This is a genomic window from Pirellulales bacterium (genome assembly GCA_035533075.1).
Lineage (GTDB): Bacteria > Planctomycetota > Planctomycetia > Pirellulales > JAICIG01 > DASSFG01.
The window spans coordinates 25,414-42,734 of record DATLUO010000270.1; the positions used below are offsets into that span (position 1 = coordinate 25,414).

18 protein-coding genes are annotated in these 17,321 nt (G+C 62.9%); 8 read left to right on the top strand and 10 right to left on the bottom strand.

The window, feature by feature from the left end:
- Window positions 1-64 precede the first annotated feature (64 nt).
- The 7 genes from VNH11_33710 to VNH11_33740 form a co-directional block, all read right to left on the bottom strand.
- The gene (locus VNH11_33710; GenBank protein HVA51347.1) at window positions 65-397 is read right to left on the bottom strand and encodes an RNA-binding protein; all 333 of its coding nucleotides are present in this window, start codon (window positions 395-397) and stop codon (window positions 65-67) included.
- A 199-nt stretch (window positions 398-596) separates the two neighbouring features.
- Complete coding sequence (gene rimK, locus VNH11_33715; GenBank protein HVA51348.1) at window positions 597-1,502, bottom strand: 30S ribosomal protein S6--L-glutamate ligase; 906 nt, start codon at window positions 1,500-1,502, stop codon at window positions 597-599.
- Window positions 1,499-1,990: a RimK/LysX family protein gene (locus VNH11_33720; protein HVA51349.1), complete on the bottom strand. Its 492-nt coding sequence runs from the start codon at window positions 1,988-1,990 to the stop codon at window positions 1,499-1,501. Before VNH11_33720 ends, rimK begins: the two co-directional genes overlap by 4 nt.
- 1 nt (window position 1,991) lies before the next feature.
- Complete coding sequence (locus VNH11_33725) at window positions 1,992-2,993, bottom strand: hypothetical protein (GenBank protein HVA51350.1); 1,002 nt, start codon at window positions 2,991-2,993, stop codon at window positions 1,992-1,994.
- Window positions 2,994-2,997: 4 nt separating this feature from the next.
- A complete protein-coding gene (locus VNH11_33730; protein HVA51351.1) occupies window positions 2,998-3,447 on the bottom strand; it encodes a hypothetical protein in 450 nt (149 codons plus the stop codon).
- Window positions 3,448-3,555: 108 nt separating this feature from the next.
- A complete protein-coding gene (gene lepA, locus VNH11_33735) occupies window positions 3,556-5,361 on the bottom strand; it encodes a translation elongation factor 4 (GenBank protein HVA51352.1) in 1,806 nt (601 codons plus the stop codon).
- A gap of 137 nt (window positions 5,362-5,498) precedes the next feature.
- The gene (locus VNH11_33740; GenBank protein ID HVA51353.1) at window positions 5,499-6,551 is read right to left on the bottom strand and encodes an ROK family protein; all 1,053 of its coding nucleotides are present in this window, start codon (window positions 6,549-6,551) and stop codon (window positions 5,499-5,501) included.
- 67 nt (window positions 6,552-6,618) lie between these two features.
- On the opposite strand from VNH11_33740, the gene devC (VNH11_33745) reads away from it, so the two are divergent.
- The 4 genes from devC (VNH11_33745) (at window position 6,619) to VNH11_33760 (ending at window position 11,454) form a co-directional block, all read left to right on the top strand.
- Complete coding sequence (gene devC / locus VNH11_33745) at window positions 6,619-7,761, top strand: ABC transporter permease DevC (protein ID HVA51354.1); 1,143 nt, start codon at window positions 6,619-6,621, stop codon at window positions 7,759-7,761.
- A gap of 128 nt (window positions 7,762-7,889) precedes the next feature.
- Window positions 7,890-9,035, top strand: a complete 1,146-nt coding sequence (devC, locus tag VNH11_33750; GenBank protein HVA51355.1) for an ABC transporter permease DevC — start codon at window positions 7,890-7,892, stop codon at window positions 9,033-9,035.
- Window positions 9,035-10,219 carry an ATP-binding cassette domain-containing protein gene (locus VNH11_33755; protein ID HVA51356.1) on the top strand — a complete coding sequence of 395 codons (1,185 nt, stop codon included), beginning with the start codon at window positions 9,035-9,037 and terminating at the stop codon, window positions 10,217-10,219. The genes devC (VNH11_33750) and VNH11_33755 overlap by 1 nt, the downstream gene beginning before the upstream one ends.
- Before the next feature lie 113 nt (window positions 10,220-10,332).
- The gene (locus tag VNH11_33760; protein ID HVA51357.1) at window positions 10,333-11,454 is read left to right on the top strand and encodes a citrate/2-methylcitrate synthase; all 1,122 of its coding nucleotides are present in this window, start codon (window positions 10,333-10,335) and stop codon (window positions 11,452-11,454) included.
- Between the two features lie 5 nt (window positions 11,455-11,459).
- Here VNH11_33760 and VNH11_33765 read toward each other — a convergent pair whose 3' ends face one another.
- Entirely contained in the window at window positions 11,460-12,080 is a 621-nt protein-coding gene (locus tag VNH11_33765) for an isoprenylcysteine carboxylmethyltransferase family protein (GenBank protein ID HVA51358.1), read from the bottom strand.
- 189 nt (window positions 12,081-12,269) lie between these two features.
- Between VNH11_33765 and VNH11_33770 the strand changes: the two genes are divergently transcribed.
- The 3 genes from VNH11_33770 to VNH11_33780 are packed head-to-tail and all read left to right on the top strand — an operon-like array spanning window position 12,270 to window position 13,894.
- On the top strand, window positions 12,270-12,455 hold the full coding sequence (locus VNH11_33770) for a hypothetical protein (GenBank protein HVA51359.1): 186 nt from the start codon (window positions 12,270-12,272) through the stop codon (window positions 12,453-12,455).
- On the top strand, window positions 12,452-13,294 hold the full coding sequence (locus tag VNH11_33775; protein ID HVA51360.1) for a hypothetical protein: 843 nt from the start codon (window positions 12,452-12,454) through the stop codon (window positions 13,292-13,294). Before VNH11_33770 ends, VNH11_33775 begins: the two co-directional genes overlap by 4 nt.
- Window positions 13,295-13,327: 33 nt before the next feature.
- Window positions 13,328-13,894: a sulfotransferase domain-containing protein gene (locus VNH11_33780; protein ID HVA51361.1), complete on the top strand. Its 567-nt coding sequence runs from the start codon at window positions 13,328-13,330 to the stop codon at window positions 13,892-13,894.
- 168 nt (window positions 13,895-14,062) lie between these two features.
- Here VNH11_33780 and VNH11_33785 read toward each other — a convergent pair whose 3' ends face one another.
- Complete coding sequence (locus VNH11_33785; GenBank protein ID HVA51362.1) at window positions 14,063-15,241, bottom strand: hypothetical protein; 1,179 nt, start codon at window positions 15,239-15,241, stop codon at window positions 14,063-14,065.
- 382 nt (window positions 15,242-15,623) lie between these two features.
- Window positions 15,624-15,821, bottom strand: a complete 198-nt coding sequence (locus VNH11_33790; protein ID HVA51363.1) for a hypothetical protein — start codon at window positions 15,819-15,821, stop codon at window positions 15,624-15,626.
- Window positions 15,822-16,044: 223 nt separating this feature from the next.
- Between VNH11_33790 and VNH11_33795 the strand changes: the two genes are divergently transcribed.
- On the top strand, window positions 16,045-17,298 hold the full coding sequence (locus VNH11_33795) for a hypothetical protein (GenBank protein ID HVA51364.1): 1,254 nt from the start codon (window positions 16,045-16,047) through the stop codon (window positions 17,296-17,298).
- The last annotated feature ends 23 nt before the right edge of the window (window positions 17,299-17,321 follow it).

The window sequence follows — 17,321 nt, forward strand, 5'->3', positions numbered from 1 at the left end:
CGGCCCACTCTGCTGTTTTGGCCGCAGTCGACATTAGTAGCAGTCGACATTAGTCGCGGCGACTTTAGTAGCGGCGACCGTGCCCGCCACCGCCACCTCCTCCGCGGCGACCGCCACCACCACCACCGCCACCGCCGCCGCTGCGCTCTTCGCGCGGACGGGCTTCGTTGACGATCAGCGCGCGGCCTTCGTGCTGCTGCTCGTTCAGGCCCTTGATGGCCTCACGCGCCGCATTATCGTCGGCCATTTCCACGAATCCAAAACCCTTGCTACTACCAGTGTCGCGGTCCTGAATTACCTGCGCACTGCGCACTTCGCCGAAGGGGGCAAACAGGGCCTCCAACGCGGCGTTGTTGATTTGGTAGCTCAGATTCCCGACATACAACTTCTTACCCACGATTCAAACTCCTGATGGGCAAACGTGACCCGTTTTCGTCTTTCCGGGCCGTGAGAAAGGGGCCAAGCATGGTGGCCCGCCAGGTGGGAAGTTCGAGAGAGAAATCGCGGGAGATTCGCGAAGAACCAACGAGACGATTCGCGCGTCGACAAACCAACCACCGCTACTATAGCATATTGAGCTTCCGAGGGAAGAGCGCTTAGCCCTTAATCCGGTCGGGCTGGTTGCCTCCCGCGGCGTGTTTCTCCAAAAACTCGATGATTTTTCCGGCTACGTCCACCGTGGTGGCCCGTTCGATGCCCTCCAGGCCGGGCGACGAATTGACCTCCATCACCACCGGCCCGTGGTTGGACCGCAGAATATCGACCCCGGCCACGTTCAGCCCCATGGCCTTGGCCGCCCGCACGGCCGTGCTGCGCTCTTCGGGCGTCAGCCGGGCCTTGCTGGCCGTGCCGCCGCGGTGCAAATTCGAGCGGAACTCCCCCGCCCGTGCCCGGCGTTCCATCGAGGCGATCACCCGCCCGCCCACGACAAAACACCGCACGTCGGCGCCGCCCGCTTCTTTGATGTACTCTTGTACCAAAATGTTCGCCTGCAGGCCGCGGAAGGCCTCGATCACCGAGGCCGCCGCCTTGCGCGTCTCGGCCAGCACCACGCCGATGCCCTGCGTCCCTTCGAGCAATTTGACCACCAACGGCGCGCCGCCCACCGCGTTGATCAACCCTTCGACGTCCTTGGTCGAATGAGCGCAGCCGGTCACCGGCAGCCCGATGCCGTTGCGGGCCAGCAGTTGCAGGCAACGCAGCTTGTCGCGCGAGCGGGTGATGGCCTGCGACTCGTTGGCCGAAAAGACGCCCATCATCTCGAACTGCCGCACCACGGCCGTGCCGTAAAACGTGTGCGGAGCGCCGATCCGCGGGATGACGGCGTCGATGTCTTCCAACGGGTTGCCCTGATACATCACGATGGGCTTCAGCGAGCTGATGTTCATGAAGCAACGCAGATAGTCGATCACGCGCATTTCGTGGCCGCGTTTCTCGCCCGCTTCTTTCAGGCGGCGCGTGGAATACAGCCCCGGCTTTCGCGAGAGGATGGCGATCTTCACGGCGTCCCCCCGCGGCGGCGCGGCGGCCGCGGCACCCCGGCCGGTCGCTTGCCCGTCAGATAGGAGCGGCCCGGATGGACCAAAAACCGCTGCCGCACCGCCTCGCGGCCCAGCAGCATGCGAAAGCCCATCGCGTCGCGGGCGGTCAGGGTCAGTTCGATCGGCCAACGCCGGCCGGCCAACTCGAGATCGGTCACGATCGCCGGCCGCACCGTCTCGATGCCGCCGGAATTGCGGACCAATCGCTCGCCGGCCAGCGGCGCTTCGGCGGCCACGGTTTCCGTCTGATCGCCTTGCCAGGGGTGGACGCGGAACCGCACCATCGGCCGACCGTCTCGCTCGAACAACTCGATATCGAAGGCGTGCAGCGCCGACGAACGGGCGCCCGTGTCGACCTTGGCTTTCACGGCGCGGATGCCCAGGTCGGGCAAGGCCAGCCATTCGCGCCAACCGATGATCGGCAAACCGGGGAAAAGTTCGGGCAGCATGCTATTCTGGAAAGATGATTTGCCCGGCATTCGCGAAGTGGGCGAGCTCTCTCAGGCGATGTGCGTAAGACATCGTGATCTTCGCTGATTCAAAGGGCGCTTCAGCCGCGCTCGAGAGGATTTCTCCGCCGATGACCTGCATGGCTTCGATCAACGAACGAGTGAAGTCGATCAGCTTCGCGTCATGCTCGGCCCACTCATGGCTGCGGAGATCTTTGTTCTTTTCACGCAAATCATTCAGCTTTTCAGCCCGGATGTAGAGCCGCAAGCGATCGTAGGCAAGATTCGCCGCGGATTTGGCGTCAAGGAACCGACCGACGGCCTCCGTGACCAAGCTGGCCGTCCTGCGATCCATGACAAAGCGAATAAAACCGGGGGATGCAATCTGCACGGCATCCAGTGCGGGTTTGGCTTCCGCAGGAAGCTTTTTCGCGATGTCGCGGTAGAAGTGCATGGAGCTGAACCCTCCGCGCCAGGGGAAGGCTTCGAAACCGTCGGGCCGGAGCGTCGCCAGCGTGTATTGAAGACTGTATGCCTGGGAATATTTTGTTGGCAGCTCGAACAACTCGTCGAGCGACAGCGGTCCCTCGACCAGGATTGTATACGAGCCATCGTCGCCGAGGACGCGTGACGGGAGACGCGCGCCGCCCTGTGGCGTATAGTCTGCCGGCACGTTTTCCTTGATCACAAGCAGCACACGTGCCGCGCGCCCATTTCCGTCGAGATCGACGAAATAGACGAAGTCGTCCTTCGCCCCGGTCGGAATGACGTAGTCGAGCGGGACGACCCGGTTAGCCAAGCGGAGGATATTGCGTTCGGTGACGCGCAGCACCATCCACCGATTGGCGGAGTCGTTGCAATCGCACCAGTAATACAAGTAGTCGTCGCCGCTCGGGTGGCGGAAATGCGAAAGCAGAGGGCCATCGAAGGCGTCGAGATCCCGGACTTTGTGCAGGCCGGAGATCGGCAGCGACGGAATCTCAATCCCTCGAAGAGCAATCATGACACTAACGCCTGAACGATACAAAATGTTTTGGAAAAGTCAGCCGACCCGGACTCAATAGGTCGAAATGCCCTCGCGAGTCGGGCGTCGTCGCGAGTCCATCGGTATCCGCCAGCGTGCCCGCGGAGAGGTTGGCGCCGAGCACTTTATGGATGTTCGGATATCGGCGCTTTAGACCCGTGAAGAAGGAGACGGCTTGTGGCTGCGAGATGAACATGGACAGAGCATGGGCCGAACAACGCTCTTCGTCATCCTTGAACTTTCGAGCGGGATTTAACTTAGCCGGGGGGATGAAGTTTCTCTCATCGGTAATCAAATCGTGGACGAATCGAAAGACGCGGCTCGGTTGGCACTGTCTCGCGTCACTCGGCGGGCAGTTGATGAGCCTGGCCAAATCATCGGCATATTTGAGTCGTTCGCTTCGGACATCTCCAAGCGGCGCCTCGCTCATCATTTTCGTCGAATCCTTGCTGGATGTAAAGCAAACGGCTCCGTCGATCCGACCCCGAACGGAACGCGCACCCATGTACATTAGCACTCAAGCAGGCTCTCGTCAAGTGCGTCAGAAATCCTTGTCGCCGGTTTCCAGCACGGCCAAGAAGGCCTTTTGGGGAATGTCGACGCTGCCGATCGACTTCATCCGCTTCTTTCCCTCGCGCTGCTTGGCCCACAGCTTGCGCTTGCGCGTGATGTCGCCCCCGTAGCACTTGGCCGTCACGTTCTTGCGCATGGCCGAGATCGTCTCACGGGCAATAATCCGGCTGCCCACCGCGGCCTGCAACGCCACCTCGAACATGTGACGGTCGATCTCGCTGCGGAGCTTCTTCACGATCGCCCGGCCGCGACGCTCGGAGTCGGCACGATGGCAGACGATCGAGAGGGCGTCGACACGGTTGCCCGCCACCAGGATGTCGAGCCGCACCAGATCGGCCGGCACGTAGCCGACCAACTCGTAATCCATCGTGCCGTAGCCGCGGGTGCAGCTCTTGAGCTTGTCGTGCAGGTCGTAAATCACCTCGGCCAGCGGCAGATTGTAGACCAGCATGGCCCGCGTCGGCGAGAGATACTCGGTGCGCACATACTCGCCCCGCCGGTCGTTGCAAAGCTGATGCACCAGGCCGATCGCCTCGGTCGGCAAGATAAAGCTCACCTTCACGATCGGCTGGCGGAACTGCTCGATGTCGCCGGCGTCGGGTACCTGCTGGGGATTGTAAATCCGCAGCAGCTCGCCGGTCTTGGTGAGAATCTCGTAAGTCACGTTGGGGGCCGTCTGCACCAGATCGAGATCGGCCTCTTTTTCCAGCCGCTGCTGAATGATCTCCATGTGCAGCAGGCCCAGAAAGCCGCAGCGGAAGCCGAAGCCCAAGGCGTCGCTCGTCTCCGGCTCGAACTCGAAGCTGGGGTCGTTGATGCTGAGCTTGGTGAGCGCCTCGCGCAGCTCTTCGAAGTTCTCGCCGTCGGAGGGATAGAGGCCGCAAAACACCATCCGCTTCGGCTCCTGATAGCCGGGCAGGGGCACGGCGGCGCCTTCGCCCGGCACGCTCACCGTGTCGCCGATGTGAACCTGGCTGAGCGTCTTGATGTTGCAGATCAAGTAGCCGACTTGCCCCGCTTGCAATTGGTCGCAGGGCCGGCGGTCGGGCACGAACTGGCCCAGTTCCAGCACTTCGTAGGTCGTGCCGGACTTGAGAAAGCGGATTTTTTGTCCGCGGCGCACGGTGCCGTTCATCAGCCGCACATAGGTGATCGCCCCGCGGAACTCGTCGTAGTGCGAATCGAACACCATCGCTTGCAGCGGGCCGGTGGGATCGCCTTCGGGCGGTGGCACACGGGCAATCAGCGCCTCCAGCAGGGCCTCGACGCCGGCGCCCGTCTTGGCGCTCACGGCCAGCACATCGGCCGGATCGATGCCCAGGCTCGACTCCATCTCTTCCATGACTTGCTCGGGCCGGGCGCTGACGACGTCGATCTTGTTCAGGGCCGGCACGATGGTCAGGTCGGCCTCGATGGCCGCGTAGGCGTTGGCCACCGTCTGGGCTTCGACTCCCTGGCAGGCATCGACCAGCAACAAGGCGCCTTCGCAACAGGCCAGGCTGCGGGAGACTTCATAATGAAAATCGACGTGGCCGGGCGTGTCGACCAGGTTCAACTCGTAGGTCTCGCCGCGGCTGGTATAGCGCATGGCGACCGCGCGGGCCTTGATGGTGATGCCTCGCTCGCGTTCCAACTCCATGTCGTCCAAGAGCTGTTCGCGCAGATCGCGGCGGCTGACCGTGCCGGTGAGCTCGATCAGCCGGTCGGCCAACGTGCTCTTGCCGTGGTCGATGTGCGCCACGATGCAGAAGTTGCGGATGTGTTTGCAGTCCATTGATAGTCCGTGGTCCGTTGTCCATCGTCCGTTGCAACTGACAACGGATCTCAGAACGTTGGCGTTCGTGTTTTCTATACGGCGCGCGGCGATCTTTGAGACAAAGGCCAGCTTCTGCCCCAGCCACCGAAAATGTCTCATTGCTGCCCGCGTGCAGTATCGTGCCTTCCTTCTTCTGCCCGTGCGATGCCGGCGGCGCCGATATATCCGGCGTCGCCGCCCAACGAGGCATATTCGATGGGCGTCTTGGCGGCCAGAACGGGAAACGCCCGGCGGCGGACTTCGTCGCGCACCCGTTCGATGAACCTCCGGCCGAGCGGGCTGGCGTTGCCGCCGAAGGTCATCGCCCCGCCCAGCACGACGCCGCTGGGGTCGATGGTGTGCATCAACGTCGTGACGCCGATGCCCAGGTAGCGTGCCGTTTCCAGGATGATCTCCAGAGATAATTCATCGCCCGCTTCGGCCTCGCCGGCCAGCAACAGCGGAGTCAGCGTTTCGCCGGCGGCAAGCCGCACCGCCAGCGAGCTCGCTCGGCCGCCGTCGAGGGCCTCCTGCGTGCGGCGGATCACGGCCAACGCACTGGCATACGCCTCCAGGTGCCCCGGCTGGCCACACGAGCAGGTCCGTGCGTCCTCGCGGCAGTCAATTATTATATGCCCGCACTCGGCTCCGTGGCTGTGTTCGCCGTCGATCGAGGCGTCGCGCACAATGATGCCGCCGCCGATGCCGGTGCCCAATGTCAGCATCACCATACTGGGCAACGACTTACCGCTGCCGACCCAATACTCGCCATAGGCTGCCGCGGCGGCATCGTTGGTGAAGCTGACGGGCAAGCCACACTCGCGGCTCAGGCGGTCGCGGACCGGAAAGTCAATCCAGCCGGGCAAGTTGGGCGGATCGAGCAGCAATCCGGCCGGAATGTCCATCGTGCCGGGCGTGCCCAGGCCGACGCGTGCGATTTGCCGAGGCTGCAAGCCGGTCTGCTCGATCAGCCCCAGCAGCGCCTGGCCCATACGGCGGGTGCCGTCGTCGGGTCCGCGAGTTGGATCGGTGGGAATGGCGGTCCATCCCAGGGTTCGGCCCAGGTCGTCGACGATGCCGATCTTGACCGTGGTGCCCCCCACGTCGACGCCCGCGAACAGCGGCGCTTGAGCATCGTCTACGGGCAAGAAAGGGCGAATCGGCGGCATGGAATCGCACAAGTATATGAAGTACACCAGTTTCGGGCAATTCCAGCGGCAAGTAATATGGAAACCCATGAAGACACCGTTGGCGTGGCTGAACCTGCTACACGACAAAATGCGCACGCTCGTGGCCATCGCCGGGGTGGCGTTCGCGGTCGTGCTGATCCTGATGCAAATCGGCTTTCTCAATTCGGTGCGGCAGACGGCAACCCAAATCTACGACCAGTTGAATTTCGATATTCTCTTGATTTCGCCGCAGTACCAGTCGATTTCCAAGGCGGGCAGCTTTTCGCGAATCCGGTTGTATCAGGCGGAGTCGGTGCCGGGCGTGGCCGAGGCCCATCCGCTCTATCTCGATTTCAGCCTCTGGATGAACCGCACGCACGCTCGGGAGGACGCCTCGCGGCGCGGCATCTTTGTGATCGGCTTCCCGCTGGAGCAGCGGCCGTTTCGGCTGCCCGCCTTGGCCGGAGATTTGAGGCCCCTCAAGGAGCCCGGCCGGGTCTATATGGACGAGCTTTCCCGCAAGCAGTTCGGCAACTGGCGCAAGAGCACCGACTTGGAGATCGGCGGCAAAAAGGTCGAGGTGGCCGGCACCTATCGCATGGGGACCGGTTTCGGGGCCGACGGCGACGTGGTGGTCGGCGACGAGACGTTTCGCGAGTTGTTTCCGCAACGCACCCGCGATGAGCCGAGCCTGGGGCTGGTGCGCGTCAAGCCGGGCTTCGACCCCCAGGCCGTGGCCGACGACCTCCGCCGCCGCTTGCCGCGCGACGTCAACGTTTACACGCGCCGCGAGATCGAACGCAAAGAGCGCCAGCACTGGGTGACGCGCACCAGCGTGGGCGTGATCTTTTCGCTGGGCGTGGTGGTCGGGTTGATCGTCGGGGTGGCGATCGTCTATCAGGTGCTGTCCAGCGACATCGCCAACCACCAGTCGGAATACGCGACGCTGAAAGCGATGGGCTATTCGGGCCGCTATTTGGCGAGCGTGGTGCTCGAACAAGCGATCATTCTGGCCGTCGCCGGTTTTTGTCCCGGCTGGGCGTTTTCCTTCTTGCTTTACGACATCACGGAGCAGCGCGCTCACATTCCGATGCGAATGGGGTGGGAACTCTCCGCGAGCATCCTCGTGTTGAGCATCGTCATGTGTGCGATTTCCGGCGTCGCCGCCTTGCGTAAAGTGAACGCCGCCGATCCCGCGGATCTGTTTTAGGGATGAGGGATGAGAGACGAGAGACGAGAGATGAGGGATGCGGAATTCCCTGAACCCTGAACCCTGAACCCTGAACCCTGAACCCTGAACCCTGAACCCTGAACTCTGAACTCTGAACCCCGAACCCGATGCCCACTCCTCTTGCCTGGCTGAACCTGACGCACGACCGGCGCCGGCTGGCACTTGCGCTGGCCGGCGTCGGTTTCGCCGTGCTGCTCATGTGCATGGAGCTCAGCTTTCGCCAGGCGCTGTTCGACAGTACGGTCGAGGTCATACGCCAGATGAACGCCGAGTTGATTATCACCAGCCGGGCACAATACACCATCGTGGTCCGCGAGACGTTCAGCCGCCGCAGAGTGGCCCAGGCCGAAGCGTGTCCGGGCGTGCTGGCCGCTTATCCGCTCTACCTTGAGACGCACCGCTCGAACCTCAAGAACAGCGAAACCGGCGAAGCGGTTACTATCCGCGTGTTGGCTTTCAACCCCGATCACCCCGTGTTCAACATGCCCGAAGTCGAATCGCATCGGTCCGACTTGCGTCTCGCGGACCGGGTGTTGTTCGACCGCAAGTCGAAACCCGAATACGGTCATGTTACGCAGGGTCAGTCGATCGAATTGGCGGGCCGCAGCGTCGATGTGGTGGGGCTGTTCACGCTGGGCACGGATTTCGCCAACGACGGCAACTTGATGACCAGCGACGAAACCTACCGACGCCTGTTTCCCGTTCCGGGCAACGATCCTCTGAGTGCGGTCGACGTCGGTCTGGTCCGCCTGAAAAGCGGGCAGAGTCTCCTCGACCGTCAGCGCGACTTGCAAGAACTTCTCCCGGACGACGTGGTGGTGCTCACCAAGCAGGAGTTCGAACAGCGCGAGCGGTGGTTCTGGGAAACCAGCACGCCGATCGGATACATCTTCTGGCTTGGAACGTTGATGGGGTTTATTGTGGGGAGTGTGATTTGCCATCAGATTCTGTACACCGACGTGGCCGACCACCTGCCCGAGTTTGCCACGCTGAAAGCGATGGGCTATGGCAACCGCTATTTCGTGTGGCTGATTATGCAGGAAGCGGTGTTGTTGTCGCTGCTGGGGTTCGTGCCGGGTGTGGCGTGCAGCCAATTGATCTGCTACCTCGTGGCCATGCTCACCAATTTGAAGGTCGGCGTTCATTTGGCCACGGCGCTCACGGTCTTGGGCATGAGCATCGTCATGTGCATCGTTTCAGGCTGTATGACCGTGCGCAAGGTGATGGAACTTGACCCCGCGGAGCTTTTTTGATGGCCAGGAGACGCGCGCGAGCGAGTACCGCCTTTGCCTCGATCAACCCCAGGTCGGCGACGCGGCGGCACGCGGACCTGAGAGAGTCGTCGGACGATCTGTTTGCCGTCCGCGTGCGGGGGCTCAACCATAGCTTCGGCGAGGGCGAGCTGCGAAAGCAAGTGCTGTTCGACAACCAGCTCGACCTGGCCCGCGGCGAGATTGTGATCATGACCGGGCCTTCCGGTTCCGGCAAAACGACCCTGTTGACGCTCATCGGCGGGCTGCGCACCGTGCAGCAAGGGCAGCTCATGGTGCTGGGCCGCGAGCTGCACAGCCTGAGCGCCAAAGAGCTGGTCGATGTGCGCCGCGATGTGGGTTTCATCTTTCAGGCCCACAACTTGTTCGATTCGCTCACGGCCCTGCAAAATGTCTCCATGTCGATGGAACTCTGGGACGACGACCCCGCGGCCATTCGCGAGCGGGCAATCGAGATACTCACCATCCTGGGCCTGGAGAAGCGAATTCACTACAAGCCCGATCAGCTTTCGGGCGGACAAAAACAGCGCGTGGCGATCGCGCGGGCGCTGGCGAGCCACCCGCAGTTGGTGCTGGCCGACGAGCCGACCGCGGCGCTCGACCGCGAGTCGGGCCGCGACGTCGTCGAGCTGCTGCACAAATTTGCCAAGGAAGAAGCTTGCACGGTACTGATGGTCACGCACGACAATCGCATTCTGGACGTGGCCGACCGCATCGTGAACATGGTCGACGGCCGCGTTATCTCCGACGTGCTGGTGCAAGAGGCGGCCACGATCACCGAATTCCTGCAACGCAACGAGCTGTTCAAGAACCTGTCGGCCGGCACGCTGGCCGAAGTGGCCGACAAGGTGGCGCTGGAGCGGTTCGCGGCCGGCGACGTGGTGATTCGCCAGGGCGATCCGGGCGACAAACTGTATGTGATCCGTTCGGGCAAGGCCGAAGTCCACGTGACCAAAGACGGCCAAACACGCCAGGTGGCGAGTTTGGGACCGGGCGATTTCTTCGGCGAAGCGGCCCTGATCAGCGGCGAGCCGCGCAACGCCACGGTGCGGGCCGGCGAGACGCTGGAGGTCTATACGTTGGGCAAAGACGACTTCAAACGCGTGATCGACGCCAGCCCGCCTTTCCGCGATGTGTTGCGGCGGGTGCTGTTCGCCCGGCAGTAACCGATTGCGTAGCGTCTTCGCGGGTGTCCAAGATCAAAAACGGTTTCGAGAGACGCCGGCGAGGTGTATGATTTGCATTTCCCGCAGTGCTAGCCACCCAACAGGAACCCATCATGAGCGAAGAGATTTACCGTCCGGGGCTGGAAGGCGTTGTCGCCGGCGAGACGGCGGTCAGCACTCTGGCCGGTGGCCTGCAATACCGCGGATACGCCGTCGAAGAACTGGCCGGCGATGCCACGTTTGAGGAGGTCGCATTTCTCATTCTGCACGGCGAGTTGCCGACCGCGGCGGAGCTCGACGCCTTTCGTGCCCGGCTGGTCGAAGCCCAGTCGCTCGATCCGGCGATCGTCGGTCTCCTGCGGTTGCTGCCGGCCCAGGCGCCGCTGATGGACGTGATGCGCACGGCCGCCAGCCTGTTGGCCCATTGGGATTCCGACGCCGCCGACAGCCGCCACGCAGCCAACCTGCGAAAAGCCGAACGGCTGGTGGCCCAGTTGCCGGTCGTCATGGCCGCCCGGCAACGGCTGACGGCGGGCAAAGAGCCGGTGCCGCCCGATGGCCGCCTGTCGCTGGCGGCCAACGTGCTTTGGATGTTGAACCGCGAAGTCCCTTCGCCGCAAGCCGTCAAGGCGATGGACGTCTCTTTGATTCTCTACGCCGAGCACGAGTTCAACGCCTCGACATTCACCGCCCGCGTGGTGGCCTCGACCTTGAGCGATTTGCACTCCGCCGTCACCGCGGCCATCGGGGCCCTGAAGGGCCCGCTGCACGGCGGCGCCAACGAGCGCGTGATGGAAGTGCTGGCCGAGGTCGGCAGCTCGGCGAATGCCGACCGCTGGGTGCGCGAGGCCCTGGCGGCCAAACGCCGCATCATGGGCTTCGGGCATCGCGTCTACAAGTCGGGCGACCCGCGGGCCGTCTATTTGAAGACGCTTTGTGGCGAGCTGGCCCGCGAGACCGGCCACGAAGATATGGAACGAATGGCGGAGGTCATCGAGACCGTGGTACGGCAAGAGAAGAGTTTGCCGCCCAATCTCGATTGGCCCAGCGCCCGCTTGTATCACTATCTGGGTTTGCCGGTCGAGCTTTATACACCGTTGTTCGTCATCAGCCGCGTGACCGGCTGGAGCGCTCACGTGATCGAGCAATTGGACAACAACCGCTTGATCCGGCCGCGCTCGCGTTACACCGGTCCGGCACATCGCCCGCTGGTGCCGCTGGCCAAGCGGGGATAGGAGGGCTACGGCAAGTTCACCCAATGCGGCCACCAGGTTTCGCAACGCAGGCGACAAAGCAGATCGGCCACGACGGGCAGCAACACCCAGCGGGCCGCACGACAGCATTCCAGGCGTAACGCCCGGATGTTCACCACGATCGTGTCGGGCGTGCCGAAGTTCGCCAGCCGGGGAAGGAAGCGCGGCACCTCGCGGCAATAGCGGTGATAAGGACCGCCAAATCGCCGGCTCAGATAGCGCTCTTCCGCCGGCACGGTGGCCCAGGCATAAAACACCGCCCCCACCAGCACGCAGGCCAGAAACGTCATGCTCTCGAGGATAATGGCCGTCGACAGGGCGATCAGAAACGTGCCCAAATAAAGCGGATTGCGGCAAATCGAGTACGGCCCCTCGCTGACGATCACCTGGCGTTTGCGGCCGCCGATGTAAAGCGTGGCCCAGAAACGCATTGCGGCGCCGGCGAAGAACGTGAGCCAGCCCAGCACCTCCAGCGGAATCCGCTCCCATTGGGCCTGCGAGAAGAGCGGCGGCGAAAAGACCACCAGCGTGCCGAAAGCGACCCCCAGCAGCGCTCCCACCAGCCCGCGAGCACGAAAGGCCCAGCTTGCCGCCCGTTCGGCTTCCATCGCCCGTCGCATGCTATCCGCAGACCCTGGTGAATAGGGGAAGGATCGAGAAGTGGCCCCCTCGCAGGCCGGCATGGTACAAGCGCGGCGAAAAAGCGACAAGCCCGATCAAGACGCCCTCACGGACCGCCGAGCTTGAAGAACGGCTCCGACCGGCTTATCCTACGATACGAAGGAGAGGTGCGAACGATGATGAAAGTCAAGATCGACCCCGGGCTTTACGAGCGGGCGAAACGCGCGGCGGAAACCGCCGGCTACAGCAGCGTCGATGAGTTCATCGCGCACTCGATCGAGAACGAGTTGCAGAAACAAAACGCCGACGACTCCGAAGCCCGCGTGGCCGATCAACTCCGCGGCCTGGGATACATCGAGTGACCGACTTGGTGACACAACTCGTCGTCTGGCTGAACGTCCTGGCAAACGCTCTAGGCAGCCTGTTGCTGGCTCCCATCGCCGTCTTGCCCGGCTGGCTGTCGGCAACGCTTGCGGCGGTCGCCAGCGGAGTGGCGCTGCTGGCCGCCTTCAAATACACCTCGAACCAGGCCGCCATCAAACGGGTCAAGGACGAAATCAAAGCCAATCTGCTGGCGATCAAGCTGTTCAAGGAGAGCGCCTGGGTCGCATTTCGGGCACAGGGAGCCATTCTGCTCGCGGCGCTGAGACTGTTGCTGCTGGCGATCGTGCCGATGCTGGTCATGGTCGTGCCGGTCTTGCTCATCCTGGGACAGCTATCGCTGTGGTATCAGGCGCGTCCGCTCGAAGCGGGTGAAGAGGCCGTCGTCATCTTGAAGGTGGGCGCCGACGGCGCGGCGCTCTCCGACGTGCGGCTGGCACCGATCGACGCCATCGACGTGACCGTCGGCCCCGTGCGAGTGCCAACCGAGCGCGAGGTGTGTTGGAAGATCAAGGCACGCCGGCCCGGCCGGCATCGCCTCGTGTTTCACGCGGGCGACCAGATTGGCGAAAAAGATTTCGTTGTCGGCGACCGCTTCATGCGCGTCAGCTCGTTGCGGCCCGGTTGGGAGATAAGCGAGGCGATTTTGCATCCGGCCGAGAAGCCGTTCGATCGCAACTCGCCGATTCAGTCGGTCGAGATCGACTATCCGGAACGATCGTCGTGGACCAGCGGCGCGGATACCTGGGTCGTCTACTGGTTCGCGGTGTCGATGATTTCGGGTTTCGCCTTTCGCCGGGTGTTGAACGTCAATCTGTGATCGCCAGGCCGGTTGCGGAGGAAGGTCTACAGGATGGACACGGAAATCATGATCGTCTCCGGTTTGCCGCGTTCGGGCACGTCGCTGATGATGCAAATGCTGGACAACGGCGGCATCGAGGTCGTGACGGACGGAACTCGCACCGCCGACGTCGACAACCCCAAAGGCTACTACGAGTTCGAGAAGGTCAAAGCCATCCAGCGCGACGCGTCGTGGCTGGCCGAGGCGCGGGGCAAGGCCGTCAAGATGGTCTCGCAGCTCCTCTACCATCTGCCCGGCGACGAGCGATTTCGGATCATCTTCATGGAGCGGGATTTCGACGAGATGCTCGCTTCGCAAGAGAAGATGCTCGCACGGCTGGGCCGGTCCGCGCCGCCTCGCGAGCAAATCGAGGGGCCGTTTACGGCGCACCTCAAGCGGCTGCGCGAGTGGCTGGACCAACAGCGCAACATGCAGGTTCTGTATGTCAGCTATAACGAGCTCATCAAGGAACCGCGCCGGCATGCCGAATGCGTTCGCGCGTTTCTCGGAGGCGCTGCCGACGTCGAAAAAATGCTGCGCGCGGTGGACCCGTCGCTGTACCGAAATCGGAAACGGTAGGGTGAGACCAGCGAGCTTGCGAGCACCGGCCCACCAGCAAGAGGCGTCAGGCGTCAGGTTTCAGGCGTCAGGACGACTTTCCTGATGCCTGATACCAGACGCCTAAACAGGGTGGGCCGGCGCTCGCAAGCTCGCTGGTCCCACCCTACGTTCACCGGCGCGCTTGCCTCAGCCGCGTCGGCGGGGCGCCGTCTTGGCCGTCGACCGCTGTCCGTTGCGATGGCGGCCGGTTTCCTTCGGTGAGGAGCCGTTGGATGCCTGACTTGACCGGCCGTTGGAAGGCATGTCGTCTTCGTCGTCTTCATCGTGGCGCGAGCTGCGCAGCAGCAACAGCTCGATGGCCAGGTCGAACCAAGCCAGCAAATTGCGGTCGGCCTCGGCGGCCTGCATCTTGTTGCGAAGCTGGCCGACCAGTGCCGGGCCGGCCGGCCACCGCAGCACGAGCACCTCCGAAGCCTCGCTCAACAATTGATAAACACGGGCCCGCGTCAGTCCCATGCGATGAGCCGCCCGGCGGACGCTGCCCGACTGCGACTGCAGGCGGCCCTCCGCCAGCTTGGCGATCGGCGCGCCGGCATCGACGCGGACCAGTTCGAGCAGCGGCGAAACCAGCGAGTCTTGCAGCTCCCGCTTGCTGGGAATGCCGACGTTGGTCAGCCAGTGTACGACCCAGTCCTCGACGGGCATCAACGACCGCGGCGCAATGCGAACTCCCAGGTGGCTGTCCGGATCGACGTGAACGAGCATTTGGTGCAGGTTGCCGAAGACATCCAGCACGGCGCGGACCCGCTTCTCGCCGTGCGTTCGGAGCGAACGGAGTTCCGCCAACGAAAGATCGACGTACTCACCCAAGGGCTTGTACCAGACGACGCGCGGCATGTCCAATAGGCTGACCGCGAAGCGCCCCAAGGGCTCGTGCTCCAAACGGTGCTTGCGAACGGTGGCCCGCCACCGAACCCAAAGGGCCTCACTCACCAGGCTGGCGTCGACATGCGGCTGGTCTTTGGCGACTTCGGCCGCGGTATCGACGTAGGTCTCCTCCTCGTCGACCAGCGCGCCGATCGGCTTGGGCTGCGCGGCCCGATTGAGCAACATCAAGAACGTGCGAATCTTTTTCTGACCGATGCCGGCGGTGGCGAACAGCTCATCGAACGGCGTGTTGAGCAAGTCTCTCAGCGTCCTGCCCATGAAGGCCAAGGGCAAGCGACGGTCGCTGCCAATCGCCCAATAGGCCAGCGGCTTGTCGAGCCGGTCGTTGAACTTGGCAGCCAGCAATCGCTTCCTGAGCGATTCATATCCGGTGACGAGCTTGTAGTCCATGACCGCGGTCGATTTATTGAGTAGCATCAGTTTTCCCTTCTTGGTTTTCCAGGCCCAGGTTTTCCAGGCCCAGGTTTTCCAGGCCCCTGGCCCGATCCGCACCGTGCGGCTTGCTGCTGGCCAGAAGTTGGTCAGTCGCGGCCTGTAAAGGTTTATTTTTTATCCACCCCTCAAAATGACTTCTCCGCTCAGGCAGGAGGGGTAAAACACGCCTGTCAAGCCAGAAAACTACGGTAATTACCGCGTTTTTGCGGAAAAACGAGGCGTTTTGGCGCGCCGCCCCCGCGGCGCACGTGCCACGCCGACGACGTGGTTTGCACGGCGCAGCGGGCAGAGAAGCAATCCGCGTACCAGTTCCAGTATTCGCACGCTGAGCCGAAGCCCCATCCGCTCCGAACCGCTCTGGTGCCTACTTCGCGCCAGCGAACAGCCGCTTCCAAAATCCAACGGGCGCCTTTTGGCGCGCCGTGGACGGCAACTGCGGAGGACCGGCCGGCTGAGGCACGCGAATCTCGAGCTTGCACTGCTCGCAGACAATCAGCGTACCGGCTTGTTCCTCGAACGTTTTCTGAACGTGCTTGCAATAAGGACAAAAAAAGGAAATCACGGGAACGACTCCCTCTTGAGGCTGACACATCGAGTTTTGTATCGACGCCGCGGCCACCGAAGCAGGGTCTATTCTAGCGAGGCGCTCCCGGTCACGCAATCAGCCGCCGACGAATCAACGACGAATCACGACGCCGCGGTCGTCGCCGCCGCCGGCGCTGGCAATGGGGCCGCCGGGCGGTAGAATCACGGCTTTGCCGTTCGACGTTTCACGTTGCCGCAGCATGGTCCAGCCTTTCGATTCGTCGCGCCTGACGCCGCTCGCGTACCTGCGTGCGGTCGTCGATTATTTGAAGGCCGAAGATCCGGCCGTCTGGCAATGGTTCGCCGAAAAGCGAGACGACCCACAGCAGGCCGCCAGCATTCGCCTCGATCTGCTCAAATCGACGTATCGCATCGAGCGGCAGACGCAGCCCGGACTGTATGCGCTGGCCGACGAAGCGGCGGCAAAGCTCGCCCTCGATTTGCCGCTGACCATCTATCAGGCCCAACATCCGCAAGGGCTGAACGCCTCCGTCGCCCATCTTCCCAGCGAAATCCACCTGGTCTTGAGCGGCCCGCTGGCCACCACGCTCTCCACCATCGAGATCAAGGCCCTCTTCGGTCACGAATTGGCTCATCGCCTGTTGTGGGAAAAATGGGACGGCGACTACCGCGTTGCCGCGCATCTGCTCGAAGCCTTGGCCAACGACCCGGCCGGCACGGCGGTCTATGCCTCGACGGCGCGGCTGTACTGGCTCTATTGCGAGCTGTTTTGCGACCGCGCCGCCTGGATGGTCACCCAAGACTTGTCGGCCGCCATCTCGACGCTGGTCAAAGTCTCCACCGAACTGAAGGAAGTCAGCGCCGAGAGCTATCTCCGCCAGGCCGACGAAATTTTCAGCCATCACGACGCGCGCACTGAAGGCCTCACTCACCCGGAATGCTACATTCGCGCCCGCGCGCTGCGGCTCTGGTTGGAACAAGGCGACGATGCCACGCCGGCCATCGCCGCGATGCTCGAAGCGCCGCTGGCGCTCGCCGATCTCGACCTGCTCGGCCAAAAGCGCGTGGCTCATCTCACGCGGCGGCTGGTCGACCAGTTGCTGGCGCCGGCCTGGTTTCAGACCGAACGGGTCTTGGCACATGCCCGAAGTTTTTTTGACGATTATGGTTCTCCCAGCGAAAACGTGGCCGGGAACGTTTTGCCGAGCGTGACCGACGAATCGTTGGCCGCCGACATCGTCACGCGCGACACCGCCTTGCAAGACTATTACTGCTATCTGCTGCTCGATTTCGCCACCGTCGATCGCGACCTGGAAGAACTGCCGCTGGCCGCGGCGCTCGTCCTGGCCCGGCGGTTATCGCTGGCCGACCGCTTCAAAGACATCGTGTTGAAAGAATTGAAACTGACCAAAAAACGGTTCGCCCTGCTCGATAACCGTGCCGAGGAACTCGTCGCCGACGCGGAGTCCGCGACCGGCGAGGTCGCGCGATGACGCCGTAAGGTGGGGCCAGCGAG